Origin of the sequence: Paenirhodobacter hankyongi (assembly GCF_003664585.1) — a bacterium.
Classification (GTDB): Bacteria; Pseudomonadota; Alphaproteobacteria; order Rhodobacterales; family Rhodobacteraceae; genus Rhodobacter; species Rhodobacter hankyongi.
Genome location: NZ_RCHI01000006.1, coordinates 72,383 through 98,371, shown reverse-complemented (window position 1 = coordinate 98,371; position 25,989 = coordinate 72,383). Strand labels below are relative to the sequence as shown.

The 25,989-nt window shown below is 69.4% G+C and carries 23 protein-coding genes, 1 tRNA gene and 2 pseudogenes; 11 read left to right on the top strand and 15 right to left on the bottom strand.

Annotated elements, in window-relative coordinates; genetic code table 11:
* Positions 1–80 precede the first annotated feature (80 nt).
* The 3 genes from DYS74_RS08200 to ptsP form a co-directional block, all read right to left on the bottom strand.
* Positions 81–1,826, bottom strand: coding sequence for a fructose-specific PTS transporter subunit EIIC (locus tag DYS74_RS08200; protein WP_121532714.1), 1,746 nt, complete (start codon positions 1,824–1,826; stop codon positions 81–83).
* Positions 1,827–1,957: 131 nt separating this feature from the next.
* Entirely contained in the window at positions 1,958–2,941 is a 984-nt protein-coding gene (locus DYS74_RS08195) for a 1-phosphofructokinase family hexose kinase (RefSeq protein WP_121532712.1), read from the bottom strand.
* The gene (gene ptsP, locus DYS74_RS08190; protein WP_121532710.1) at positions 2,938–5,487 is read right to left on the bottom strand and encodes a phosphoenolpyruvate--protein phosphotransferase; all 2,550 of its coding nucleotides are present in this window, start codon (positions 5,485–5,487) and stop codon (positions 2,938–2,940) included. The genes DYS74_RS08195 and ptsP overlap by 4 nt, the downstream gene beginning before the upstream one ends.
* Before the next feature lie 174 nt (positions 5,488–5,661).
* On the opposite strand from ptsP, the gene DYS74_RS08185 reads away from it, so the two are divergent.
* Entirely contained in the window at positions 5,662–6,639 is a 978-nt protein-coding gene (locus DYS74_RS08185; protein ID WP_121532708.1) for a LacI family DNA-binding transcriptional regulator, read from the top strand.
* Positions 6,640–6,646: 7 nt separating this feature from the next.
* Here DYS74_RS08185 and DYS74_RS18930 read toward each other — a convergent pair.
* From DYS74_RS18930 to DYS74_RS08165, 4 genes and pseudogenes are all read right to left on the bottom strand, one after another.
* Positions 6,647–6,973 (bottom strand): annotated as a pseudogene (locus DYS74_RS18930) (IS5/IS1182 family transposase); the annotation flags it as partial.
* A gap of 164 nt (positions 6,974–7,137) precedes the next feature.
* The gene (locus DYS74_RS08175) at positions 7,138–8,241 is read right to left on the bottom strand and encodes an OmpP1/FadL family transporter (protein ID WP_121532704.1); all 1,104 of its coding nucleotides are present in this window, start codon (positions 8,239–8,241) and stop codon (positions 7,138–7,140) included.
* Between the two features lie 258 nt (positions 8,242–8,499).
* Entirely contained in the window at positions 8,500–9,159 is a 660-nt protein-coding gene (locus DYS74_RS08170) for a TetR/AcrR family transcriptional regulator (protein WP_121532702.1), read from the bottom strand.
* A 122-nt stretch (positions 9,160–9,281) separates the two neighbouring features.
* Complete coding sequence (locus DYS74_RS08165; protein WP_121532700.1) at positions 9,282–11,087, bottom strand: FAD-dependent monooxygenase; 1,806 nt, start codon at positions 11,085–11,087, stop codon at positions 9,282–9,284.
* Between the two features lie 268 nt (positions 11,088–11,355).
* On the opposite strand from DYS74_RS08165, the gene DYS74_RS08160 reads away from it, so the two are divergent.
* From DYS74_RS08160 to DYS74_RS08150, 3 genes are read left to right on the top strand one after another with little or no spacing between them, the layout of a single operon-like run.
* A complete protein-coding gene (locus DYS74_RS08160; RefSeq protein WP_121532698.1) occupies positions 11,356–11,973 on the top strand; it encodes a glutathione S-transferase family protein in 618 nt (205 codons plus the stop codon).
* A 20-nt stretch (positions 11,974–11,993) separates the two neighbouring features.
* A complete protein-coding gene (locus DYS74_RS08155) occupies positions 11,994–13,562 on the top strand; it encodes a bifunctional 3-(3-hydroxy-phenyl)propionate/3-hydroxycinnamic acid hydroxylase (RefSeq protein WP_121532696.1) in 1,569 nt (522 codons plus the stop codon).
* Positions 13,559–15,439, top strand: a complete 1,881-nt coding sequence (locus tag DYS74_RS08150) for an acyl-CoA synthetase (protein ID WP_220668835.1) — start codon at positions 13,559–13,561, stop codon at positions 15,437–15,439. The genes DYS74_RS08155 and DYS74_RS08150 overlap by 4 nt, the downstream gene beginning before the upstream one ends.
* A gap of 80 nt (positions 15,440–15,519) precedes the next feature.
* On the opposite strand, the gene DYS74_RS08145 is transcribed toward DYS74_RS08150, so the two are convergent.
* Both DYS74_RS08145 and DYS74_RS08140 read right to left on the bottom strand, forming a co-directional pair.
* Entirely contained in the window at positions 15,520–16,413 is an 894-nt protein-coding gene (locus DYS74_RS08145) for a VOC family protein (RefSeq protein WP_121532694.1), read from the bottom strand.
* Positions 16,414–16,447: 34 nt separating this feature from the next.
* Positions 16,448–17,302 carry a fumarylacetoacetate hydrolase family protein gene (locus DYS74_RS08140; protein WP_121532692.1) on the bottom strand — a complete coding sequence of 285 codons (855 nt, stop codon included), beginning with the start codon at positions 17,300–17,302 and terminating at the stop codon, positions 16,448–16,450.
* 105 nt (positions 17,303–17,407) lie between these two features.
* Between DYS74_RS08140 and DYS74_RS08135 the strand changes: the two genes are divergently transcribed.
* Positions 17,408–18,118, top strand: coding sequence for a GntR family transcriptional regulator (locus DYS74_RS08135; RefSeq protein WP_121532690.1), 711 nt, complete (start codon positions 17,408–17,410; stop codon positions 18,116–18,118).
* Between the two features lie 276 nt (positions 18,119–18,394).
* Here DYS74_RS08135 and DYS74_RS08130 read toward each other — a convergent pair.
* From DYS74_RS08130 to DYS74_RS08115, 5 genes and pseudogenes are all read right to left on the bottom strand, one after another.
* Positions 18,395–18,676 (bottom strand): annotated as a pseudogene (locus DYS74_RS08130) (efflux RND transporter permease subunit); the annotation flags it as partial.
* 133 nt (positions 18,677–18,809) lie between these two features.
* Positions 18,810–18,899: transfer RNA gene (locus DYS74_RS08125), tRNA-Ser, on the bottom strand.
* A gap of 144 nt (positions 18,900–19,043) precedes the next feature.
* Positions 19,044–19,457, bottom strand: a complete 414-nt coding sequence (locus tag DYS74_RS08120) for an FMN-binding negative transcriptional regulator (protein WP_281272462.1) — start codon at positions 19,455–19,457, stop codon at positions 19,044–19,046.
* Positions 19,369–19,674: an FMN-binding negative transcriptional regulator gene (locus DYS74_RS19040; protein ID WP_281272458.1), complete on the bottom strand. Its 306-nt coding sequence runs from the start codon at positions 19,672–19,674 to the stop codon at positions 19,369–19,371. The genes DYS74_RS08120 and DYS74_RS19040 overlap by 89 nt, the downstream gene beginning before the upstream one ends.
* A 40-nt stretch (positions 19,675–19,714) precedes the next feature.
* A complete protein-coding gene (locus tag DYS74_RS08115) occupies positions 19,715–20,581 on the bottom strand; it encodes a LysR family transcriptional regulator (protein WP_121532688.1) in 867 nt (288 codons plus the stop codon).
* A gap of 99 nt (positions 20,582–20,680) precedes the next feature.
* Here DYS74_RS08115 and DYS74_RS08110 point away from each other — a divergent pair, with 99 nt between their 5' ends.
* The 6 genes from DYS74_RS08110 to DYS74_RS08090 all read left to right on the top strand — a co-directional run bounded on the left by DYS74_RS08110 (position 20,681) and on the right by DYS74_RS08090 (position 25,575).
* Positions 20,681–21,613, top strand: coding sequence for a DMT family transporter (locus DYS74_RS08110; RefSeq protein WP_121532686.1), 933 nt, complete (start codon positions 20,681–20,683; stop codon positions 21,611–21,613).
* Positions 21,614–21,895: 282 nt separating this feature from the next.
* Positions 21,896–22,312, top strand: coding sequence for a hypothetical protein (locus DYS74_RS08105; protein ID WP_121532685.1), 417 nt, complete (start codon positions 21,896–21,898; stop codon positions 22,310–22,312).
* Complete coding sequence (locus tag DYS74_RS18645; RefSeq protein ID WP_164881194.1) at positions 22,309–22,479, top strand: hypothetical protein; 171 nt, start codon at positions 22,309–22,311, stop codon at positions 22,477–22,479. The genes DYS74_RS08105 and DYS74_RS18645 overlap by 4 nt, the downstream gene beginning before the upstream one ends.
* 2 nt (positions 22,480–22,481) lie before the next feature.
* A complete protein-coding gene (locus tag DYS74_RS08100) occupies positions 22,482–22,754 on the top strand; it encodes a hypothetical protein (RefSeq protein ID WP_121532683.1) in 273 nt (90 codons plus the stop codon).
* 555 nt (positions 22,755–23,309) lie between these two features.
* The gene (locus DYS74_RS08095; protein ID WP_121532681.1) at positions 23,310–23,804 is read left to right on the top strand and encodes a DNA packaging protein; all 495 of its coding nucleotides are present in this window, start codon (positions 23,310–23,312) and stop codon (positions 23,802–23,804) included.
* Entirely contained in the window at positions 23,791–25,575 is a 1,785-nt protein-coding gene (locus DYS74_RS08090; RefSeq protein WP_121532679.1) for a phage terminase large subunit family protein, read from the top strand. Before DYS74_RS08095 ends, DYS74_RS08090 begins: the two co-directional genes overlap by 14 nt.
* Here DYS74_RS08090 and DYS74_RS18475 read toward each other — a convergent pair whose 3' ends face one another.
* On the bottom strand, positions 25,576–25,989 hold the full coding sequence (locus tag DYS74_RS18475; protein ID WP_147435473.1) for a hypothetical protein: 414 nt from the start codon (positions 25,987–25,989) through the stop codon (positions 25,576–25,578).

The window sequence follows — 25,989 nt, the reverse complement described above, 5'->3', positions numbered from 1 at the left end:
AAAGGCGCCGCCCGGACGCCCTGCACGCGATCCGCGCAAGACGCCCGGGCGACCGGGGAGGATCTGTCCGAAGGCCGCGCTCAGGCGGCCTTCAGCTGGGCGGAGGTCGCCGCCGCCGCAAGCCGCGGCTTGACGATCCGCAGCGCGATGACCGAGACCGCCGTGCCCGCCAGCATCGCGATCACGAAGCCCGGCAGGTTGCCCACCGCGTTCGGGATCGGCAGCACGAAGATGCCGCCATGGGGCACCTTGAGCTGAACCCCCATCGCCATGCAGATCGCACCGGCCACCGCCGAGCCCGCGATCAGCGACGGGATCACCCGGAACGGGTCGCGCGCGGCGAAGGGGATCGCGCCTTCGGTGACGAAGGACAGGCCCAGCACGAAGGCCGCATTGCCCGCCTCGCGTTCCTCGGGGGTGAAGCGGTTGGCAAAGAGCTTCGTCGCGATCGAGAGCGCGAGCGGCGGCGTCATGCCGGCGCACATCACCGCGGCCATCGGCTCGGTCACGTTCGCGGCGATCAGCGTGGTGCCGAAGGCGTAGGCCGCCTTGTTGATCGGCCCGCCCATGTCGACCGCCATCATCCCACCGAGCAGCGCGCCAAGAACCGCCGCCTGCGCGCCCTGCATCCCCTGCAGCCAGGCGGTGAGCGCGGCCAGGAGTTCCGCCGTCGGCTTGCCGATCACATAGAACATCAGCAGCCCGGTGATCGAGACGCCCAGAAGCGGCAGGATCAGCACGGGTTTCAGCCCCTGCAGCGTCTTCGGCAGCTTGATCGCGCGGTTCAGCCACAGCACCGCATAGCCGGCGATGAAGCCCGCGAGGATGCCGCCGATGAAGCCCGCGCCGATCGTGCCGGCGATCACGCCGCCGGTCATGCCGGGCGCGATGCCGGGCCGGTCGGCGATCGAGAAGGCGATATAGCCAGCCAGCGCCGGCACCATCAGCGTGAAGGCCCCCTTCGCGCCGATCTGGAACAGCGTCCAGCCAAGCGTGCCCTGATGCGCGTCGTCATAGACATAGATGCCGCCAAGCGCGAAGGCGATGGCGATCAGGATGCCGCCCGCCACGACGAAGGGCAGCATGAAGGACACGCCGGTCATCAGGTGCTTGTAGACACCCGCCGCGCCACCGGCCTTCGCCGAAGCGGCACCGCTTTGCGCCTCTGCCGGGGCCTCGTCCTGCCCGGCCCTCAGCACCGCGGCCTCGGCGATGGCGCGGCGGATCAGCCCGGCGCCGTCGTTGATCGCGGGTTTCGTCTGCGACTGGAACACCCTCTTGCCGGCAAAGCGGCTCAGCTCGACCTGGCGGTCGGCGGCGATCACCACGAGGTCCGCCGCGGCAATCTCCGCCGCCGTCAGCGCGTCTTCCGAACCGACCGAGCCCTGGGTCTCGACCCGGATCTCGGCGCCGATTTCCTTCGCGCCCTGCTGCAGCCCCTCGGCCGCCATGAAGGTATGCGCGATGCCGGTCGGGCACGAGGTGATCGCGACGATCTTCAGCCCGGCGCCGATGCCCGGCGCCGATGCAGCGCCCTCGAGCCGGCCGAGCACCGCGGCGGGCGCATCGAGCACCTCCTGCAGCGTCGCGCGCAGCACCTGCTTGCCCTCGAAGCGCGGATCGGGCGGCAGCTCGCCCACCAGCAGCACCTTCGCCGCACCCGCCACCGTCGCGGCGTCGAGCGGGTCGCTCACGCCCTCGGGCATGTGCAGCTCGATCCGGATCGCGCGGCCCAGCCCGGCCGCGGCCTTCTTCAGCGCTTCGCGCGCCAGCATCCCGTGCGTCGCCAGGGTCTCGGCGCCGATCACGGCCACGATATCGGACATTTCTTCCTCCTGTCCTCCAGTGTCTTCTCCGCCCGGCCCCATCCGGGCCCGGGCCTCCCGCATCGGCGACCGCCCGTGGGCGGTGCGCCCTTTTCGTCCGGCCGGGTCTCCCTCCCCGGCCGCAATCCCGCTCAGCCCTCGGCGAGCCACGCCGAAAGCGGGCGCACCGGCACGGCGCTGGCAAGCGAGCGCAGCTCGGTCCTTTCGGGCAGGTGAGGGCCGGCGTTGCGCAGCTTGCCCACCGAAAAGGCGGTGGCGCGCTGTGCCAGCCGGTCGAGCGTCAACCCCTCGGCCAGCGCCGAGACGATCCCCGCCACCATCGCGTCGCCCGCCCCCACGGTCGATCCGTGCGAGAGCGCGACCGGGGCCGCGTGGACGGCCGCGTCACGACCGACGAAGATCGCCCCCTCGGTGCCCAGCGACACGACGACGAGCGCAATGCCGCGATCAAGCAGCCCCCGCGCCGCGGCAACCAGATCGGCGCGCACGGCCAGAGGCCGGCCAAGGCACTCCTCGAGTTCGTGCCGGTTCGGCTTGATCGCGAAGGGGGCGGCATCGGCGGGCAGCGCCAGCGCCGCGCGCAGCGGCGCGCCCGAGACATCGAGCATCACCCGCGCGCCGCGCCGGGCCAACCCGCCCGCAAGCCGCGCCGAGGCGTCGTCCTCAAGCCCCGGCGGCTGGCTGCCCGAGATCGCGACAAGCGCGCCCGCGCCCACATCCGCAAGGCTGTCGGCCACCGCCGCCAGATCGCGCGCCGAGGCGGAAAAGCCCGGCAGGTTGACGTCGGTGGTGCGCCCGCCCTCCTCCAGCAGCTTGATGTTGGTGCGCGTGGGTTCCGCGAGCCGCACCATGCGGTCGGCAATCCCCTTCGAGGCGAAAAGCTTCTCGAAGCGCGCGGCGTTTTCGGCGCCAAGCAGGCCATGAATGGCGACCCGCGCGCCCCAGTCCGCGAGGCAGGAGGCGACGTTCACCCCCTTGCCGCCCGGGTCGTGGCGGGCCGAGCGGGCGCGGGCGACCTCGCCCGGCACCAGCTGCGAAAGCCCCACGGTCAGATCGACGGCCGGGTTCAGCGCGACGGTGTGAAGGTCGGCGCTGTGAAGGTCGGCGGCGCTCATGACGCCACCTGCGGATCAAGGGCGAGCGCGCGCACCTGATCGGCGTCGGTCATCGCCAGCGCCCGTTCGGCCAGCGCCTGCAGCGCGGGCAGCGCCGCACCGCGCAGCCGCGCCTTCACCGCCGGGATGTCGCGCGGCGTCATCGACAGCTCGTCGACGCCAAGGCCGGCCAGCAGCCCCGCCCCGAAGGGATCGCCCGCGATACCGCCGCAGACACCGACCCAGCGGCCATGCGCATGCGCGCCCTTCACCGTCGCCGCGATCAGCGCCAGCACCGCGGGGTGCAGGCTGTCCGCCTCGGGCGCCAGCACCGGGTTCTGCCGGTCGATCGCCAGCGTGTATTGCGTCAGGTCATTGGTGCCGATCGAGAAGAAATCGGCATGCCGCGCCAGCCGGTCGGCCAGGAGCGCCGCCGAGGGCACCTCGATCATGATGCCGAGCGGGATCTCGGGCGCCTTCATCTCGGCGCGGATCCGCCCCGCCGTCTCGCGCAGCGCGATCAGCTCGGGTTCCGAGGTGATCATCGGGAACATCACCGAGATCCGGGCGCCATCGCGCGCCGCGCGGTAGAGCGCACGCAGCTGCGGCACCAGCAGTTCCGGCCGGCGCAGCAGAAGCCGCGCGCCACGCACGCCAAGGAAGGGGTTCTCCTCGCGCGGCAGGTCCAGATAGGAGACCTGCTTGTCGCCGCCGATGTCGAGCGCGCGGATGACGAGCGGCCGGTCCCCCATCGCCTCGGCCATCGCGCGATAGGCCTGATACTGGTCTTCCTCGGTCGGGCTTTCGGCGCGTTCGAGGAACAGGAACTCGGTGCGCATCAGCCCGACGCCCTCGGCCCCTTGGGCAAGCGCGAAGGGCGCCTGTTCGGCGAGGTTGATGTTCGCACCGATCTCGATGCGGTGACCGTCGGTGGTGGCCGCCGGCAGCGCGCGGGCGGCGGCATCCAGCTCGCGCCGCCCCTCCTCGGCCGCGATCCAGGCGCGGGCCGAAGCCAGATCCGCCTCGGAGGGCTCGAGATAGAGCCGCCCGCCGGTGCCGTCGACGATCGCCTCGGCGCCATCGGTCAGCCGCGACAGCGCCGCGCCCGCGCCGACCACCGCCGGCAGGCCGAGCGTGCGCGCAAGGATCGCGCTGTGCGAGGTCGGCCCGCCCTGCGCGGTCACCAGGCCACGGACCCGCGCGGGGTCGAGCCCGGCGGTGTCGGTGGGCGTCAGGTCGTCGGCGATCAGGATCGTGCCTTCGGGCAGCTCGGCCGGGGTCGGACGCGCCAGCACCGGATCGATCAGGGCAAGCACCCGCTGCCCCACGTCGCGCAGATCGGCCGCGCGGCCGGCGAGGATCGCATTGCCCGAGCGGCGCATCGGCTCGGCCGCCTCCTCGATCGCGCGGTTCCACGACCAGGCAAGGCCATGGCCGTCGACCAGGGATTGCGAAGCATGGATCACCAGCGCCGGATCACCGAGCAGCTCGGCCTGGGCGCGGAAGATGCCGGCGTCGGCCTCGCCCAGACGGCGGGCGGTGTCATCGGCGAGCGCGCGCAGCTGTTCACGGGCCCGGGCCAGCGCCGCGTGCAAACGGTCGGCGGCGCGGGCCAGATCCTCGGGCTTGCCGGGCTCGGCATCGGGGATCTCGGTCGGCCCGGTCTCGAGCCGATGGAGCCGCCCGATCGCCAGCCCCGGCGCGGCCGACACCCCGTCGATCACTCGCGCATCGTCGACATCGGGGGCGTGAACCGGCTGCCAGCCACCCGCCGCCTGCGCCGCGGCCCGCTTCGCCTCGGCCTGTGCGGCCTGCGCCTTCTCGCGCGCCGACAGGCCCGCGACGACGATGCGCAGGGTCGAGAGCGCATCGGCCGCATCCGGCCCCTCGGCCGAGAAGGTCAGCGCATCGCCCGCCTTCAGCCCGAGCTGCAGCAGCGACAGCATGTTGCGCGCGTCCGCCGCCTCGGCCCCGTGGCGCACGCGGATGCGCGAGGAGAAGCGCCGCGCCGTCTCGGCCCATTCGGTCGCCGGGCGCGCATGCAGCCCCGAGGGATAATCGAGCACCCAGTCGAAGCTCTGCCCGAGGTCGGTCGCCGGGGCGGCGGCCGGCGCCGCGCCCTCGTCGCCCGCGAGCGCCGCGATGATCTCGTCGGCAGTCTCGGTGCGGGACAGGCGTTCAAGCCGCGGCACGTCCTGCATCAGCCGGGTCAGCCGGCGCAGGATGCCGATATGTGCGTCCGAGCGCGCCGCGATCGCCACCACCAGCTGCGCCGTCTGCCCCTCGTTCCAGCGCACGCCGTCGCGGACCTGCAGCACGGCGATGCCGTCGCGCTGGATGAGATCGCGCTCGTCGAGCATGCCATGCGGGATCGCGATGCCGCGGCCAAGGAAGGTGTCCGCCGCCGCCTCGCGCTTGGCCATGCTGGCTTCGAAGCCCGGCCGGGTGCAGCCCGCGGCCGCCAGAAGCGCCGCCGCCTGTCGCAGCGCGTCGGCCTTGTCGACAACCTTCGCATCCAGACGGATCAATTCGCGGGGCAAAAGCCCGGGATCATGGGAAAGGGACATTGGCGCTCCTCCAGCCACCGTGTGAGGGCACATTAACACGCCTGTGGGAACGTTCCCACAATATTTTCCGCTGCACCTGCGAAGGCCCTCCACATACCCGCGCTATTTCATTGCGAAATCACTGAAAACATGGCATGTTCCGCGCAGCCAGAAACTGGAAACGTTTGCAGTGACATGAGCGTCAGCATCAAGGATGTCGCCCGGGCCGCGGGGGTTTCGACCTCGACGGTCTCTCGCGCGCTCGGCAAGGGGCCGGTCAGCGCCGAGGTGCTGCGCCGCGTCGAATCGGCCGTTGCCGCCACCGGCTACCGACCGAACCTTGCCGCGCGACAGCTGCGCTCGCAGCGCTCGATGGCGGTCGGGCTGATCGTCGCCGACATCCGCAACCCGTTCTTCACCCAGCTCAGCCGGGCGGTCGAGGATGCCGCCTATGCCGCGGGCATGCGGGTGCTGCTGTGCAACACCGACGAGGACCCGGCGCGCGAGGCGATGTATCTCGAGCTGATGGCCGAGGAACGGGTGAGCGGGCTGATCATGACGCCGACGCGCCATCTCTCGCCCGCCGCGCTGGCCCGCGTGGACAGGCCCGTTGTGCTGGTCGACCGCGCCATGCCCGAGACCGATTTCGACAGCGTCGTGCTCGACAATGCCCGCGCCTCGGCCGAGCTGGTCGATCATCTGGTGGCCTCGGGCCGGCGACGGATCGCCGGGCTGTTCGGCTCGACCTCCGCCACCGGCATGGAGCGGCGCGCCGAGGTCGAGGCGGCGCTCGAGCGTCACGGCCTGCCGGTGCGCAGCGCGCTCTCGCTGCCGAGCTTCGATGCCGGACACGCGGCGCTTGCGGAACTGCTCGAGCGCGAGATGCCCGATGCGCTGATCCTGTCGAACGGCCTCTTCGTGCGCGCCGCACTGAAGCTGTGCCACGAGCGCCGGATCGCGATCCCGGGCCAATTGGCGATCGCGGGCTTCGACGACGAGGTCTGGACCGACCTCGTCGATCCGGGCATCACGGTGATCCGCCAGCCGGTCGAGGATTTCGGCCGCGAGGCGATGCAGGCGCTGCTCGCCCGGATCGGCTCGGCCAAGATGCGGCCGCGGCGGGTGGTGCTGGCGGGCGAGCTGATCGTGCGTGGTTCGACCGCGCCGGCCTGAGCGCCCCCTTTGCCCGCAGTCTCGACGCCGAGCGGTGCGCCATGAGAGAGGTCGCGTCGATCCTGGCCATCTGGTGCTCAACACTTTCGACCGCGAGGCCCCCCATGATCCGAGCGAAGACGCCGGTGTCGCTCCCGCGCTTTCAGCGGTTGTAAAGGATCTTCGCCAGGGCGCATTCCCTCGGCGCGTCGCACCGCCACAAGCCCTTGCGATTGATGAAGACTATGCAGCCTGGGACGCGCCGATCACCGACGCGCGGCTTGCCATGGCTTCTCGGAAAGAGAGGCCTGAGGCGCTCGATCCGGGCGTCGGACAGCCCGTAAAGGTTGCCCATCGAGCAGATCTCCTTGCAGGACCCGCATCACGCAAGATGCCTGAAATCAATGGGCCCGAACCCAGGATGCGCAGGATATGTCCATATCGGGAAAGCGGCATTCGGCCTTCAGGGGACTTGCGCAACCGGGCCCGCAGCTCGTTGCAGGCTCGGCACCAACCGGCTCAGAAATTCATGCCGATGCGCAGCCCCGCACCCCAGGCATGGTTGCCGCGGAACCTGCCGACCGCCGTTCGCGCGTCGCCGATGTCGAAATAGCTCACCCCGCCCGAGATCTTGATGCGGTCCGTTGCCTGCCAGTTTGCCGCGACCGTGATCGAGCTGTAGCCATCGGTCGGACCGAGATTGGACATGATATCGCCACTGTCAGCTTCGTAGCCCAGCATCACCGCCCCCGACCAGCTTTCGTTGAACTTGCGACCGAGCCCGAGCTGCAGCGTCGTCACGTTCGAGCCAAAGCTGACCAGCGAGCCGAAAGGCTGCGAGGTCAGCGGGTTGATCGCCCCCGCGTAGGCCGGGGGCGTGATGTCGAACTGGGTCCAGTGCGTCCAGCGCAACGCCCCCAGCAGAAGCGTCTTCGGGTTCAGCCCGGTCTGGAATTCCAGGTTGACCGATTCCGGCACCGTCATCGAGAACCGGTCGGATATCGTGGTGGCCCCGAATTGCTCCGTCGCCCGGAACTCGTGGGTGATCTTCGACGTGTAGGTCAGCGCGACCCGCGCCCCGATTTCTGGCTTTTCCCAGGCGACGCCAAGGAGATAGCCAAGATCCGTCTCGGTCGAGGTGGCCATCCGGTAGGCCGCAAGCGGCGCCGTCGTGCTGCCCGAGGTCTGCTCGATCCGCAGCCCGCCATAGACCGACAGGTTGTTCGGCATCCGGTAGCGAAGCAGGGCAGTGAGCGCCGTGGACTCGATCTGCCCGGTGACCCCGCGCAGCAGGAAATCGCTGTCGTCCGGATAATGCGACGACGCCCCGATTGGCTGGTTCACGATGATCGCCAGATCAAGCTTTTCGTTCAGTGGCTCCTTGTAGGCGAAGCCATAGGTTCCAAAGCCCGGCACCAGATCGCCCGAGCCCGCAACCCCCGTCGTCGTCGCGTCGATCCCGGTTCCCGAAACCCTGGGCTGCGCCGCACCGAAACCGAATTCGACGTAGCGGCCCTGCTCGAACAGAATCCCAACTGACGGATCGGCGCGTTCCACCCCCCCGGCGTGAACGGCACCCGCGCTGAACGCGACGGCAAGCGCCGTCATCGTGATCTTCTTCATGTTTTCTCCCCCGGTGCCCCGCGGCACCTTCCCTGCATTCGCCCGGCCTTTCAGGACGCACGGCGCCCGCGGCCGGCGGCCGCGCTCCCTCACGGCCTTCCCCTGCGTAACAGGTTAAGTCAATTTTCTCAATTAAAATTAATTTTTTATATTTTTAAAAATTTTCAGCCGTGGGAGACCGGTCCATCTGCGCGGGAACGAACACATCTGGCGAGACAACCACGCGATCGGCGACAGCCGGCCCAGAACGGCGCCGGCTCAGTCCAGCCTGGTGCGGATGATCGCCTCGGCGTGGCCAAGCGCCGTCTCGGCGCGCCGCGCGGCGTCCTGCGGCGCACAGCCAAGCGACCGGAGGATGGCACGCACCAGGTCCCCGATGCCGGTCGCCTCAAGTTCGCCCGCGCCGATCAGCTGCGCCGCCTGCGCGACGATCGCCACGACGACATGCGCGGCAAGGCAGGGCGATCCGATCTGCAGCACCCCTGCATCCCGGACCTGGACGATGTCGTTGCGCAGCCGGTCCTGAACGGCCAGTGCGAAATCCGGCAGGACGGCGATGGCGCGCGCCACGAGCCGCGCCTGCACCGGCCGCTGCGCGAGGTCAAGCAGCAGGATGGTGACCACCGTCGCGATCCGCGTCAGCGGGTCCGCCACCAGCCCGAGCGCCGCCTGATGGCGTTCGGCCAGCGCGCCGAGAATCTCGTCGCCAAGCTCCGCCTCCAGCGTCGCGAGATCGGGAAAATGGACATAGAAGGTGCCCTTCGCGACCCCCGCGGCCTGGGTCAGCATCTCGATGGTGACCGGCTGCACGCCCGGCTGGGCATAGCAGCTGCGGGCGGCGTCAAGGATCGTCGCGCGCGTGCGCGCCCGCCGTTCCCGGCCGATCTCGGCCCGTCGTTCGAGGTTCACCCGCGCCATCGCAGATCCTTTCCGCAGCCCTTGCTTCGCCTGCCGAGCTGCGCTTCGAATCCGCCCGGGGTCAACCCCCCGCACGACACCCCCGCCCGGTCGCAGCCGGGCGGGGGTCGGTGCTCGTGCCGTCAACCGGCGGCCAGCGTGCGCCCCAGCACCTGCCCGAGCGCCGCGGCCAGCGCAGCGGCGGGATCCTGCCCCGCTTCCGCCTGACGCCAGCAGATCACCCGGTCGGGACGCACCAGCACCGCACCGCTTTCCGAGATACCGCGCGCCCGCGCCCACATCAGCCGCGGATCATACAGGTCGCCATCGAGATGACCGATCCTCAGCGCATCGAGCGGCAGGCCGTTCGCGACGGCAAGCGCCTCGGCGGCGGCGCACCACGCGGCGCCGTTCTCGCCGGCGATCAGCAGGAAGCGACCGGGGCGCACCAGATCCTTGATCGGCAGGCGCCGCCCCTGCGCGTCATCGAGCCAGGCATGCGGCAGCGGGCTGCCCGGGAAGGTGCTCGGCTCGTAAAGCCGGATCTCGTCGACATTCGCCGGGGCCACGCTGCCGTCCCCGACGATCGCGCCGGAGGCGTAGCGATAGCCGTATTCGATGTTCAGCTCGTTCGCCTCCATGCTGAGCGCCCGGATCGCGCGCAGCGCCGTGGCGCGATGCGCGGCATCCTCGGGCCGGTCGCTCAGGACGCGCTTGACCTGCGCCCAGTTCTGCTCGGCCGTTGCCGTGGGCGACAACCCCATCGCCTGGCCGATCGCCATATGCGCGACGGAATTCTCCATCGACCGCTGGATGTTGCGACCGTCGACCGGGGCGCGCTCCGGCTCGTAGCTGTCGAGCAGCGCCGCGCCGGCCTCCCCCTTCAGCACGGCGGCGATCTTCCAGCACAGGTTGTGCGCGTCCTGAATGCCGCTGGTGAGCCCGAGCCCGCCGGTCGGCGGATGGCGATGCGCCGCGTCGCCGACGAGGAACACCCGCCCGGCGCGGAACCGCTCCGCCTGCATGCCCTCGAGCGCCCAGCGCGTGGTCTTGTGCACCGTCACCGGCAGATCCGGAATGCCGAGCGCGAGCCGCATGTTGGCCACGATCTGCACGTCGCTCAAATCGCTCGGCCGGTCGCCGTGAGAGGTGATGTGGAACACCCATTCCTCGCTCTCCGGCCCCCAGTGGTCGGGCCCCATCGGCACCAGCACCGCCATCTCGCCGATCGCCGGACACCAGATCCAGCGGATCAGCACGTCGGGATCGCGGGCGAGCTGCGACAGATCGGCCGAGACATGCGCCGTCGCCATCTGCGCGACCACGCCCAGCCCCTGATGCGCGATGCCGACAAGGCGCGGGATCGTCCGCCCCCCGTCGCAGCCAAGCACATAGCGCGCCCGCACGGTGTAGTCCGAGCCGTCGTCGTGATTGGTGATCCGGGCGGTGACACCCTCCGCGTCCTGATCGAGCGCGGTCAGCTCGTGATGGAACCGGACCCGGCCGGGGTTCAGCGCCTCGGCCCGCGCCTTCATGATCGGCTCGAGCCGGATTTGCGGCAGGTTGGCCGATCGCAGCGGGCTCGCCTGCTGCCAGTTGACGTTGTCGAGCGCATCGCCCCAGCATTCGATCCTGGCGATCGTCTTCCCCATGTCCGGGTCGTCGCCCGCGAGGCCGGCATACCAGCCCATCGCCCGCATGTTCTGCGCCGGGGTGCTTCGGGCGTAGATCGCCTCGGCAATGCCCGCATCCTCGAGGATTTCCATCGTGCGCTGATTGAGCACATGCGCCTTGGGCAGGATCGAGGTGGTCGGCAACCCGCTGACCAGCAGATGCTCGACGCCGAGGCCCGAGAGCAGCATCGAGCTGGTCAGGCCCGCGCCGCCCCCGCCGACGATGAGCACCGGAACCTCGAGATCGGGCGCTGCGGTTTGAACTTTCGTGGGCATTGCGAATTCTCCTCCCTGAGTGAAGCAGCCCGGCACGCCCCGCCGCCGGCCCCGCCGCTGCGGGCGAACCGGTCGGATGAGGAACCTGGGCCTCCCCTGCCCGGGCCGTGCGGATCCGCTGCGATACGAGACGCCGGCGGTCGCCGCGACATCTCGAAATGAACACTTGGTCAATATGAAATCAAAGTCAATTCAATATTCGAATAAAAATTAATTTTTCTTCTTTTTGCCGATTTTTTCGGGTAGGAGGGAGTCAGGAGGAGAGATCATGCTTACACTGTTTCACGCCCCGGGCGCCTGCTCGATGGGAATCGTATTTCTGCTTGAGGAGCTTGGCGTCGACTATCAGCTTGCGCCGGTCGACCTGCGCACGGGCGCGCAGCATGCCCCGGAGTTCCGCCAGACGAACCCGAAGGGCAAGGTTCCGGCGCTGCGCCTCGACGACGGCGCGGTGCTGACGGAATTCCAGGCCATCGCCTGCTGGCTCTGCCGCAGCCATGGCGCCCCCGGGCTCTGGCCCGAAAGCGCAATGGCCGAGGCGCGGCTGCTCGAACGCCTCGATTTCATCGTCGGCTCGATCCATGCGCGCGGCTTCACCTTCCTTGCGATGCCGCAGAAATTCACCGCCGATCCCGGCGCGCAGGACGCGTTGCGCGCGCTCGGACGCCGCGAGATCGAGACGGGCTTCGCGACGCTCGCGGCGCAATGGGAGGCGGTGCCGCGCACCCCCGACCGGATCGGCCCGGATGACGCGGCGCTGTTCTACGTCTTCGTCTGGGCGCGGGCGCTGGGGCTCGCCCTGCCCGGCCCGCTTGCCGCCCATGCCGACGCGCTGCTCGCGCGGCCCGCCGCGCGGGTGGCGATGCAGGGGCTTGCCGACCACTGAACGCAGGGAGGGAGAGGACCATGGATGACAGGACATGCGATTGCGATCTCGCGATCGTCGGCGCCGGCCCGACCGGGCTGATGATGGCGTTGCAACTGGGACAGGCGGGCCTGCGCGTCTGCCTGCTCGAAAAGCGCGCGGAGCCGTTCACCACGCCGCGCGCGATCGCCTATGACGCCGAGCTGATGCGCAGCCTGCGGACGGTGGGGGTACTCGACCGGATCGCGGCCTCCTTCGTCCACGACCTCGGCGTGCGCTACCTGAACGCGAAGGGCAAGGTGCTGGGCGCCTTCACCCGCTGCCCGCAGGCCTTCGGCTTTGCCTCGCGCGGAACCTATTACCAGCCCGATCTCGAACGCGGCCTGACCGAAGCCATCGCCGAGCTGCCCAATGTCATCCTGCGGCGCGGCACCGAAGTGAGGTCGCTCGCGCAGGATGCCGGGGGGGTGACGCTCGATCTTGGCGGCAGCACGCTGAGGGCGCGCTATGCCGTCGCCTGTGACGGCGGCTCGAGCCAGATCCGCGCGGCACTCGGGCTCCGCTTCGAGGGCGAAACCTTCACCGAGAAGTGGGTGGTGGTCGACACGCTCGAGGATCGCTTTCCCGAGGACGGGATCTTCTTCTTCTGCGATCCGGCGCGGCCCGCGCTCACCCTGCCCAATGCCGGCGGCCGGCGACGCTGGGAATTCCTCGTGATGCCGGGCGACGACGAGGCCGAGGTCTCCTCCGAGGCCTGGGTGCGCGCCCGGATCGCCGAGCGGCGCGGCGGCACCGGCTTCGGCATCGAGCGCTGCGTGATCTACACCTTCCACGCCCGCTATGCCTCGCAGTTCCGGGTCGGGCAGGTGTTCCTTGCCGGCGACGCCGCGCATGTGACCCCGCCCTTCGCCGGGCAGGGGCTGGTCGGCGGGGTGCGCGACGCGGGCAACCTGTCGTGGAAACTGGCCGGCGTGCTGCAGGGCCGGTTCGGAGAAGAGATCCTCGACAGCTACTACAGCGAGCGCCTGCCGCAGCTGAAGAAGGCGACGGGGTTCGCGGTGCGGCTCGGCGGCTTCATCATGACGACGCAGCCGGCCCGCGCGCGGCTGCGCGACGGGATCATGCGGCTGATCTGGAGCCTGCCGCCGCTGCGCAACCATGTCGACTGCAACGATCCCGTGCCGCACAACGTGCTGCGCCACTCGCCCCTCGTGCGAAGGCAGGCCGGCCGGAAGGTCGGCCGGCTGATCGAGACGCCCGAGCTTTCGGACGGCGATGCGCCGGTGCGGCTCGACGCGCTGATGGGGCGCGGTTTCGCCCTTGTCGGCCTCGGCGTCGATCCCGGGACGCGGCTCGGCCCGAAGGACCGCGCCACGCTCGCCCGGCTGGACGCGCGGATCGTTGCGATCGACGCCGGCGGGCCGCTGCGCGACCCCGACCGCGCGCTCGAACGCTGGCTCGGCGCCGGGCCGGCGATGCTGCTCGTGCGCCCGGACCGGATCATCGCCGACCAGCTTCTGCCCGGGGCCGGCGACGGACAGCTTGACTGGCTTGCGGAGGCCTACAGCATCACCCCCGCAGCCCCCCTCACATTGGAGAACGCGGCATGACCATGAAAGACCTGCCCCGGGGCATCTCGGAGCTTGCGGACATCCTTCGGATCGAGGCGACGCCGCTCGAGGAGCGCCCGCTGCCCGCGAGCACCTATGCGGCGCTGCGCGAAGTCGCGGCCGCCCGGCCCGGGCAGACGGCGCTGAGCTTCTTTCCGGTACTGGCGGCGCTCGACCGTCCCGAGACCTGGTCCTGGGGCGCGCTCCTCGCCGAGATCACCCGCACCGCCAACATGCTGCGCGCCGAGGGGATCGGGCGCGATGACGTGGTCGCCTATCTGCTGCCGAACCTGCCGCAGACGCATTGGACGATCTGGGGCGGCGAGACCGCCGGGATCGTGATGGCGCTCAACCCCGCGCTCGGCGCGGAGGAACTCGGCGCGCTGCTCGCCGCCGCGGGGGCGAAGATGCTGGTCGCCGCGGGGCCCGGGATCGACCCGGAGATCTGGGACAAGGCGACCCGAGCGGCCGGCGCGAGCGGCTGCGTGCGCCAGGTGCTGGTGGTCGGCTCCGGAGCGGCGCCGGAGGCCGTCGGTGCGATCCCGGTACGCGACTTCGACCGCCTGCGCGCCGCCCATCCCGCCGAGGCGCTCACCTTCGAGCCCCCCGGGCCCGACGACATCTCCTCCTATTTCTGCACCGGCGGCACCACCGGCCTGCCGAAGATCGCCCGGCGCAGCCAGCGCTCGGAGATCTTCGACGCCTGGGCGATCGCCGCGGCGCATCCGCGGCTGCTGCACCCGGGCACCGTCGCCTTCTGCGGGCTGCCGCTGTTCCACGTCAACGCCCAGCTCGTGACCGGGCTCGCGGTCTGGATGCAGGGCGGCGCGGTGGTGCTTGGCGGCGCGGCAGGCTACCGCACGCCCGGCCTGCTCGCGCGGTTCTGGGAGGTGGTGGAGCGATTCCGCGTCACCCTCTTCTCCTCGGTGCCGACGATCCTCTCGGCGCTGCTGGCGACGCCGGTCGAGGGGCATGACCTGTCCTCGCTCGAATATGCCGTCTGCGGCGCGGCGCCGATGCCGGCGGCGCTGTTCGGCACGTTCGAGGCCGCGACCGGGCTGAACATCCTCGAGGGCTACGGGCTGACCGAGGGGGCCTGCGTCTCCTCGCTGAACCCGGCCAATGGCGCGCCGCGGATCGGCTCGATCGGGATGCGCCTGCCCTATCAGCGGATGCGCGCGGCCGAGCTCGACGCCGAGGGGCGGTTCCGGCGCTGGTGCGCGACCGACGAGGCCGGCAGCCTGCTGCTCGACGGGCCGAATGTCTTTGCCGGCTATGTCGATCCGGGCCAGAGCGCGGCGGCCTGGGTCGAGGTCGAGGGCCGGCGCTGGTTCAACACCGGCGATCTCGGGCGCGAGGATGGCGACGGCTTCTTCTGGCTGACCGGCCGGCGCAAGGAACTCATCATCCGCGGCGGCCACAACATCGACCCCGCGACGATCGAGAACCCGATCCACCACCACCCGCAGGTCGCCCTTGCCGCCGCGGTCGGACGCCCCGACGCCCATGCCGGCGAGGTGCCGGTGCTCTATGTCCAGCCCAGGCCCGGCGCCACGCTCAGCGTGGCCGAGATCGCCGCCTGGGCCGAGGCCGAGATCGGCGAACGCGCCGCCCGGCCGAAGGCGATCCATGTGATCGAGGCGATGCCGGTGACCGCGGTCGGCAAGATCTTCAAGCCGGCGCTGGTGATGCGCGAGATCGAGAGCGTGCTGCGCGACACCGCGGCCGATGCGGCGATCCCGCTCGCCGCCGTGCGCGTCGAGCAGGATCCGGCGCGCGGCATGGTCGCCCATGTCACCCTCGCGCAGGGCGACGCGGCGGCGCTGCGCGAGGCGCTGCAGCCCTTCACCTTCAAGCTCGAGATCGCGGCGGGCTGAGGCCTGCCGCAGTCACGCCCCCCCGAAACGAAAGAGAGCCGGGAATTCCCCGGCTCTCTTCTTTTGCTGTTGGGCGACGCTCAGCCCATCGCGATGTTGAAATCGAACGCGGTGGCCCAGATCGACATCTTCTCGATCGGCCAGGATTTCGGCACCATCGGATATTCGCCATGCCAGGGCCGCGGCTCGTGCTGGCCGAGCGCGGGAAGGTAGACGTCCATCTGCGTGTAAAGCTCGATCATCACCTTGTCGGGGTCGTGGTGATAGCCGGCCAGATTGTGCCCCGCGCCATGCCGCGACGGCCCCCAGAGCGTCGGATTGCCGGTCCGCGACAGGATATCGGCGGCGCGCACCTGATCGCCGCCGTCGCGCAGCTCGAAGGCGATGTGATGCACCCGGCTGTCGGGCAGGCCGACGAGGTTCACCACATGGTGGTCGCGGTTGCAGGTCAGGAAGAAGGCGAGCCCGGCGATGTCGTCGGTGTAGTGGAAGCCGAGCACGTCGCGGTAGAAGGCGAAGAGCTTCGCCGCCTCCGGGCTGATGATCGCCATATGGCCCAGCCGCAGCGGCGCGATCCCCGCGGGTGTGGCCGGGGAAACGGTGCGCGCCATCTCCTTGTAGAACTGGAAGGTCACGCCGCCCGGTCCGACCATCTCGACGAGCTTCGCAACGCCCGGCTGGCTGTCGGACTTGATCTGCGCGGCAAAGCCCGCCGCCTCCAGCTCCCGCGCGAACCCCGCAAGCTCGATGTCTTCGCGCAGCTGATAGCCCTGATGCACAAAGCTCTTCTCGCTGGCCTTGGTCACCACGATGTCGTGATGCGCGCCGCACAGCGACAGATAGGTCGCGCCCCCCTCGCTGCCGGTCTCAGTCAGGCCGAGCACGTCGCGGTAATGCGCCACCGCCCGCGCCGGATCGGTGCTGCCGAGCGCGACATAGCCCAGCCCCACCGTCTTCGGATTGAATTCCGCCATTTCTCTCTCCCTTGTCTCGGCCCTCCTCCGGGCCTCACTCCTGTTGCACGACCGGGTTCGACAGAATGCCGATGCCCTCGATCTCGACCTCGCAAATGTCGCCCGGCTGCAGCCAGACCTGCGGCTTGCGCGCGCCGCCGACGCCCGAGGGCGTGCCGGTGGCGATGATGTCACCGGGTTCCAGCGTCATCGCGGTGGACAGGAAGGCGATCAGATCGGCGACGCCGAAGATCAGATCGTCGGTCTTCGTGTCCTGCAGAACCTCCCCGTTCAGCCGCAGCTGCAGATGCAGCCCCGAAGCGCCGGGCGGCAGCTCATCGGGCGTCACCAGCACCGGGCCGAGCGCGCCGGTGCCGTCGAAATTCTTGCCCACCGTCCATTGCGGCGTCGCCAGCTGCCAGTCGCGCACCGAGCCGTCGTTGAAGATCGTGTAGCCCGCGACATGCTCGAGCGCGCGCTCTTTCGGAATGTCGCGCCCCGCCTTGCCGATCACCACGGCAAGCTCCGCCTCGTAATCGAACAGCTCCGACACCCGCGGCCGCACCAGCCCCTCGCCCGAGGCGATCAGCCCGCTCGCGAAGCGGCCGAACACGGTGGGCACCTTCGGGATCTCGTGGCCCGATTCCTTCGCATGGGCCGCGTAATTCAGACCGACGCAAAGGATCTTGCCCGGGCGGCGCAGCGGCAGCGCCACACGCACCGCCGCCGGGTCGATCTCCGGCCCGGCCTGCAGCGCCGCGATCGCCGCCGGCGGCAGCCCTGCCCGGATCAGCGCCTCGAGATCGCCCGGAAAGGCCGGATCCGTTTCGGTCAGGCCGTGATACGTGCCCTCCCCCTCGGCAACGGCGAGGCCTTTCGCGCCCTGCGCCTCGAATGCCAGAAACCTCATGATCTTCCTCCTGCTGGAACCATTTTCAGGTCTAGAGGCGCGCAGTCAATTTTTCAACATAAAATTAATTTTTTACTCGCTACCGAATGATGCTAAGAATGTTTCATGCAAGACAAGAGCCCCAAATCCAGCCTCACGGCGCAAATCACCGATGATCTCCGCACCAGCATCGTGCTGGGCGACTTCCTGCCCGGGACCAAGCTCAAGATCGACGATCTGGCGCTGCGCTTCTCCTCCTCGACCGGCATCGTCCGCGAGGTTCTGGCGCGGCTGAGCGCCGAAGGGCTGGTGACCGCCCTGCCGCAGCGTGGTTTCATCGTCTCGCCGATCTCGCGCGACGAGCTGACCGAGCTGACCGACGCCCGCGTCGATGTCGAGCGGCACTGTCTGACCGCCTCGATCGCACGCGGCGACGTGAACTGGGAAAGCGAGCTGATCGCCGCGGAGCACCGGCTCGCGGCAGCAACCCGGGCCCTGGACACGACCTCGGATCGCGAGGCCATCCTGCACTGGCAGACCCTGCACACGGCCTTTCACGACGCGCTGACCAGTGCCTGCGGCAATCGCTGGTGGTTGCGGTTCCGCCAGCAACTCTTCATTCAGTCCGAGCGCTACCGTCAGCTCTCCGGTCTCACCCAGGGCGGCAGCCCGGTGGGCGGGCGCGATCTGAATGCGGAACATGCCGCGCTGATGCGCGCCGCGCTCGATCGCGATGTCACCGCAGCCGGCGACCTCATCGAGGCGCATCTGCGCAAGACGGCAGCGGTTCTGATGGAATCGGAACGGCTGCAAGCGGCCTTCGTCGACGCAGCCTGAGGTCGGCCTGCACCGGCGCCGCCGGATCGCGCCGCGTTTGCCCAAAGACAAGTCCGGGGAGGGCTTCCGTGCCTCCTCCGATCTCTGCCTCGGCCTTCCTGCAGCTTTCCAGCCTTCCCGGGCCCAAGCGAAACACCGGTGCCCGGCAAGGCTGCCGCAGATCACCGGGCCGCCCCAAAGGACCGCCCGACATGATCGTGCGCAGCGCGTTTCCTGCCCTCGGACCGCTCTCTTGCGCCCTCCGAAGATCATGTTGCTCAGCACGAAGAAGATGGTCAGCGCCGTCCCGGTGAGCGTGCCGAGGATGCCGACCGGCATCGCCAGGATCACCGCGATCGGGATCACCCAGCTTTCGTAAAGCGCGGCAAGGCACAGGAACACCGCGGCAAGCGACAGCGCAGAGAGCATCATCGCGCCGTTGCCGGGCTTCCCTTTCTCGAGCGACAGGCCCGACCACTGCAGCGAGAAGCCCGGCGGCAGCTGGCTGGCCAGACGCTCCATCTCGGCCAGCGCCTCGCCCGAGGAGACGCCGGGCTTCGGCGAGCCCCGCACCGCCATCAGCTTGTCGCTTTGCCCGGCCGTGGTGCACCTGACTGCCGCACCAAATCGCGTCCAAGCGCAAATAGGTTGGCAGGTGTCTTGGCGCGTCAAGGGGCGCTGCCGCGCATCTGTCAGTGATTTCAATGATAGGTGGCGGAGACGAAGGGATTCGAACCCTCGAGACCCTTCCGGGCCTGCACCCTTAGCAGGGGTGTGCCTTCGACCACTCGGCCACGTCTCCGCCGACCCGTTTAGCGACACGCCGCAGCATCGGCAAGTCGAAATCGTGCGCCGCCGGCGCGTCGCGTCGCCGGGCGAGGCAACCGCACCAGGCCGACCGGGTCAGCGGCAAGGCAACGGCCCGAAACCGCCAGATCCGGGCGGGTCACTCGCTTCGGGGCAGGCGGGCCTCCATGTCGGCGGCCATCGCGGCGTGGCCGGTGCGCCGCAGGCCCTCGATGGTGCCGAGGTAATCGCGCGCCTCGCGGTTCTGGCTCAGCTTCGCCTTCGCCACGGTCCGCGTTACCACGATGCGGAAGGAAATGACGCCTGCCAGCATCTGCGCCATGTAATCGGCCGGCGCATCGGCCATCCGCCAGGCGTCCTTGCCGTTCACGCGCCGCTCGTGGCTGCGCGTCAGCAGCCCGACGGTCGCGCGCCTGGCGTGCTCGTCTTGCTGGAAGGTAATCGTTCCATGGACATGGACCACCTCATAATTCCAGGTCGGCACATGCCGGTGATGCCCGGGCTTCGAGGGGGAGAAGCCGGGCGAGACATAGGCATCCTCGCCGCGAAAGATCGCCAGAACCTCGCCCCCCCTCCGGGATCAGCCGGTGCATCGGGTTCGCCGTCGCGACATGACCGATGAGCGCCCCGTCAGGCGCCCTCAACACGGGGATGTGGTTCGCGATCAGTCCGTCCTCCGTCTGCGCCACGATGCAGGCAAGTGGCGCGACCTCGATCAGCGCAGCGATGTGCTCAAGGTCAAGTTCCTGAAACTGCAGGGGAACATACATCCGCCCAGCACAGGACAGTCTTACGGACCTGTCGCCCCCGTCAGGGCTCTTCCAGCGCGCGGCGCTGCGCGGTGATCGCCGAGGCGATCGCATCGGCCACCGCCCGCACCCGGCGCGAGGCGGCGAGATCGGCGTGAATCGCCAGCAGCACCGGCCGCGCCATCCGCCCGCCCTGCGGCAGGGTCTCGGCAAGCAGCCTGAGCCCGGCGCGGCGGGCCAGGAAATGCGGCAGCACGCCGACCCCCAGCCCCGCCGCCACCGCCGTCACCTGCGCCTCGAGCGTGTTGACGGCGAAGCGGCCGCCCTCTCCCGCCCCGAAGGCGCGCGACCAGGCGAGCGGCGTGCCGAGACTGGCAAGATCGGGCCAGCTGACCTGCCGCACGGGCCGCGCCCCGTCCGCCGGACCATACAGCCCGAAGCCCATCACCGCGAGCCGCCGCACCGTCAGATTGCCGCTTTCCGGCTCGACCATGCGCAGGGCAAGGTCGGCGTCGTGGCGGTGCAGGTTCACCGTCATCGGCGAAAAGCTGATCTCGACATCGAGCCCCGGATTCGCGGCCAGAAGCGGGGCGAGCGCCGGCACCACGAAGGGCGAGATCAGGCTCTCGATGCTGGCCAGCCGCACAAGGCCGCGAATCTCGACCTGCGCCTCGGCCTCGCGCCGCATCTGCTGGGCGGCAAGCTCCATCGCCTCGGCCCGCGGCAGCAGCGCCGCGCCCTGATCGGTCAGGTCATAGCCCTGCTGATGGCGCAGGAACAGCGGCAGGCCCATGCCCTGCTCGACCCGCTCGATCCGGCGCGAGATCGTCGCAACCCCGATGCCAAGCTGTCGCGCCGCCCCCGACAGCGTGCCGTCCCGCGCCAGCGCAAGGAAAATGCGGATGTCGTCCCAGTTCCGCCGATCCATGGTCTTTCCGTTTTCGGAAAACAGGTGAAAGAAGCCTGCCATATTCAGCGAATGAACGGAATGGCAGACAGGGGCATTCCCACCTGATGGAGACCCGAGATGTCCCTCACCGACCTGACCGAAAACCCCCACGCCGAGACCCGCCGCATCGAAGGCTCCGCCTTGGTGCTGAGCGCGCTGGCCGCGGTGTTCTGGGGCTCGAATTTCGAAGCGACGCGGATCGTTCTGCAGGAGCTGCCGCCCTGGAGCGCCGCCGCCGGGCGCTTCGTCTTTGCCGCGCTCGGCATCCTGCTGTGGCTGCGCCTGGCCGAGGGACCGGGGCTGCGGGCGTTGCGGCGCAATGCCCTGGCCTTCCTCGTGCTGGGCGTGGTGGGGGTCGCGGGCTTCAACGCCGCACTTTTCCTTGGCATGCGCACCTCGAGCCCGGTCACCGCGGCGCTGATCATGGGGACGAGCCCGCTCACCACGAACCTGCTCGAGGCGCTGATCGGCGGACGCTGGCCAGCCCGGCGGGCGCTTTTCGGCATGGCGATCAGCCTGATCGGCGTGGCGCTGACCGTCGGCGCCTTTTCCGGCGCGCGCTTTGCCCCGGGCGATCTGCTGATCTTCGCGGGCAGCCTGGCCTGGGCGCTTTACACCATCGGCTGCCGTCGCTGGGTGCGGGACGCCAGCCCGCTCGAGACCTCGGCCTGGACGATGCTTGCCGGGGCCGTGACGCTATTGATCACCGCCTTCGCCCTCGAAGACCCGCTCGCGATCGCCGCCGCAGCCTCGCCCACCGCCTGGGGCGCGATCCTGTGGATGGCGCTGATCGGCTCGGTGCTGGCCTATCTGTTCTGGCAGGTCGGGATCTCAGTGCGCGGCCCCGCGGCGACCTCGGTGCTGTTCAACCTGGTGCCGGTCTCGGCGCTGCTGATCGCCGCGGCCTTCGGCCGGATGCCGCATCTGACGCAGGTGATTGGCGTCGCGGTGGCGATCTTTGGCGTGCTGCTGGCAAGCGGCCGGATCGGCCGCCGCCCGCGCGCCCGATAGGCCACGCCCTCGAGCGTGTTCGGAGCAGGCGCCGGGCGGCAGTGTCACCGGTGCCGAAACCTGCACCAAAGCGGCGCAATAGCGCCGGAGCTGGCAGGACAATGCGCGAGGGGAGATGGTACCGCCTTCCCGGTTCGAACGGGAGACCCCCAGATCCACAAGCTTTGCGCTCCCGTTGATCTTCAACGAGAATTTCGCAAACCGCTCTTCAACGACAACCTTTCAAATCAATCGGTTAGCGAAGGCCCGCAAACCACCCCGCAGGCTCCGCAGCCGCTGAAAATGAAAAACCCCGGCGCGCTGGCGGGCGCGACCGGGGCGGACTTCGAAGCGGCTCGCTTCAAGGGGGAAGGCTACCGGCTGCGTGCCGAGTGGGCAAGGGCCGTCTGGTTCGCGCTCGACCACTGCCACCCCGAGGACGCGGCTCAGGTCTGCGCGGGATACCTCGACACGCTGAGCACGGGCGGGCCTGCGCTCGGCGTCCCCTTCGGCACCACGGCCGGCGAAGCGATGATCTGGGCGGAAAGCGCCCCGGTCAACGAACTCGCGGCCTATGTTGCCGCGGGGCTCGACCGGCTGCGTGGGCTCGCGCTCGCCCGCAACGCCCGCAAGCGCCTGTTCTGGGCGATCTGGAAAAGCTTCGGCCCGGAGGACCGCCGCGCCTTCCTCTCCCAGGTGAACGGGAGGGGCCGCGCATGACCGATCGGCAGCAACTCCACGGCAAGGACGCCATGCGCGCCGCCCGCAGCTGGGCCGAAGCCGCGAGCGTTGACGAGCTGAAGGCCTACGCCCTCGCCGCCTTCGAGGCGATGACCCCGCAGGATCAGGCGAAGTTCTGGTTTCACATCAGCGAGGTCGAGTTCTGACCATGACGATGCACAGCCAGATTTCCGCGAATGCGCCGAGCCTCGAAGAACTGCTCTGGAGCTGGAAGGCGGTGATCCGTAGCGCCCCCGAGGGGTGGGCACGGAACTTCGCACTCAGCATCGCCCGGCAAGCCCGGCGCAAGGACTGGGCGCCCTCGGCCAAGCAGCTCGGCATCATGCAGCGCATGGTTGCCGACCTCTACCGCGAGCAGCGCCCCGAAGACGATGACGACTGGAACCCGATCGAGGAGGACGAGGAGGGCACCGGCGCCTGACCGAAACCATGTGTCGATCGGACGGTTCAGACGGTGGCGTTCGACACATTACAGGCCTGCCACGGGGCGATCCCATAGGCCAACCGCAGCCCGAAAGCTCGAAGCGGGGGATCAGGTGCCAGACCCGGCGCCTTCAAGTCGCGAGCAAGCCCGAGGCGGGGTCAAACGACCTCGGGCGCCCTAAGCGGTGGCCGGCTCCGTCGAGCAGGACTTCACGCGGCGGGATAGGGACCAACCTGAGGCAATGCCTCGGGCTGGTCGCCCTATGCCCGTCACAATGGCCTCACCATCGAGCAGAACAGGAAAGGTTAAGAGATGAGAGACGGCACACACATGAGCGACAACAGAGACAACGAAGCCGCGATGGCTTCTGCGCAGATCCCGCCCGATGACGGATGGCAGCACATCGGCCAGCTGGCCGACCGCCTGCGCCGCCACGAGCGAGGCGGCTTCCCGCCCCAACAGCCCGCACGGGTCCTTCCACACCCTCACGCCGCGGGTAATTCGCACCCCGACGTTTCAGCCTATGCACAATAAAATCAAAGGGTTAAATTCATGAAGATCCTGGACGAGTTCGAGCTCGGCGGGCGCGCGGTCCAGCGGATCGGCGGCGCCGATCTGTGCGACCTTCTCGATATTTCGCCCGCCACCCTGACCGACCTCAAGAAACGCGGCATCGCGGTTCACCTCGCGCACGACAGCTACGACCTGCGCGCCACGGTCCGGGCCTATGCCGCGCATCTTCGCAGCACGGCGGCGCGGTGGGGCAATGAGGAACAGGCCGAGAGCCTGACTGCCGCCCGCGCCCGCCTTGCCCGCGAGAAGGCCGACGAGGCCGCGCGCCGCAACGCCGTGGCCCGGGGCGAGCTGGTCGAGGCCGCCGAGGTGCTGCGCGGCTGGACCGAGATCCTGCGCCAGGTGCGATCGCGCATCCTCGCCGTGCCCTCGCGCGTCCGCTCGGCGCTGCCCCACCTCGACGCGGCCGAGGTCGAGACGATTGACCGCGAACTGCGCACCGCCCTGGAGGAACTTGCCCATGCCCACGATTGACGAGCTCTGCGCCGCCGCGTTCGCCTCGTTGACGCCCCCGCCGCGTCTGCGCCTCTCCGACTGGATCGAGCGCGAGGTTCGCTTGCCCGAGGGCGTCTCAAGCCAGCCCGGCCCCGTCCGCCTCTGGCCCTTCCAGCGCGAGATTGCCGACGCGATCGGTGACCCGCTGATCGAGCGCGTTACCCTGGTCAAGCCGGTGCGCGTCGGCTTCACCACGCTCCTGTCCTCGGCCGTGGCAAGCTTCGTGGCGAACGACCCCGCGCCCATCCTCTGCCTGCTTCCGGCCGAGAGCGACTGCCGCGACTACGTGGTGTCGGATATCGAGCCGATCTTCGCGGCCTCGCCGGCCGTGGCGAGCGCCCTCGGGACCGAGCAGGACGAGGCCGGCCGCAACACCCTCCTGTCGCGCCGCTTCCCGGGCGGCTCGCTCAAGGTGGTTGCCGCGAAGGCGCCGCGCAACCTGCGCCGGCACAACGTCCGCTTCCTGCTGATGGACGAGGTGGACGGCATGGCCCCCACGCCCGAAGGCTCGCCGCTGCTGCTGGCCGAACGCCGCACCCTGTCCTTCCCCGATCGCAAGATCATCCTCGGTTCCACCCCCGTGCATGAGGAAACGAGCCACGTCCTGCGCGCCTACGCCCAGTCGGATCAGCGCGTCTTCGAGGTGCCGTGCCCGCACTGCGGCACCTTCACGGAAATCGAGTGGGCGCAGATCAGCTGGCCCGAGGGGCGGCCCGAGGCGGCCTTCTGGTGCTGCCCGCATTGCGCGGCCGAGGTGAGCGAGCGCCACAAGCCCGCGATGATCGAGGCCGGCCGCTGGCGCGTCACCCGCCCCGAGGTCGAGGGCCACGCGGGCTTTCGCATGAATGCGCTGATCAGCCTTCACGCGAACGCGGCATGGGGCAAGCTGGCGACCGAGTTCCTCGCCTCGAAGGACGATCCCACCTTGTTGCAGACCTTCGTGAACACGATCCTCGGCCAGGGCTGGCGCTCGGAGGGCGACGAGCTCGACGAGAACAGCATGGCGGCGCGGGCCGAGCCCTTCGGCCTGGCACAGATCCCGGCCGAGGTGCTGGTGCTCACCCTGGGCTGCGACGTGCAGCACGACCGGCTGGAACTGACCTATGTCGGCTGGACCGAAAGCGGCGCCATGCTGGTGCTCGGCCATCGCGTGATCTGGGGCCCGTTCGACGCGGAAGGGACCTGGGCAGAACTCGATGCCCTCTTGCGCGAGCGTTTCCCGCACGCGCTCGGCGGCAAGATGGCGATCGACGCCACCGCGATCGACGCGGGCGACGGCACCTCGATGAACATGGTCACCGGCTTCTGCCGCCCCCGGACCGCGCGCAAGGTCTTCGCGATCAAGGGCGCGTCGGGCAACCGCCCGGTGATCGAGCGGGCCGGCTCGAAGACGAAGACCGGCGCCCGGCTGTGGATCGTCGGCGTGGACACGGTCAAGACGCAGCTCTTCGCCCGCCTGCCGCGCCCCGGTCAGGTCCGGTTCTCGCAGGATCTGCCCGCGGTCTGGTATGAGCAGGTGGCCTCGGAACGGGCGGTGGTGCGCTATTCCCGCGGCCAGCCGCTGCGCAACTTCGAGCGCATCCCCGGGCGCCGGGCCGAGGCGCTGGACTGCACCGTCTACGCCTTCGCCGCGCGGCAGATGGTGAACATCAACCCCGAGGTGCGGCGCGAGGAACTGGCCCGGGCCGAGGCGGCGCCGACCACGCGTAAGGGGCCAGTGCTGCAGTCGGACTGGATGCGAAGGCGGTGATTACTGCTTAGGCGCAATGTCTTTGAACAGTGAGCGGACAACAATAACGGCAAGCCCAATGATCTGCCCCAGGTTCTGGACAAGCAAGATCGGCAAAAGCCATTGATATTTCGTGAAATCCCAGATGCCGAAGCCGACGAGCGCTAGCAAAAGCCATTGAAAGGCGATCATCCCACACAGGAGGTTCCTGAGAAACCCTGACCATTCGGTCTTGTTCGCATAGTGGTCTTGAACGCCCTTTAGATGAGCATAAGCAGTCTCATTCTTGATGGACTGTGCTTTGATCGTCTCATCATAGTCGTCTTCTGCATCCCTTTGTGCAGCCGCAGCCACATCATTTTTAGCTACAGCCTCTTGGAGGAGATCCTCAACGGACGGCAGCCCACTAGGTGCTGCCGTCTCTGTCTCGCTCAC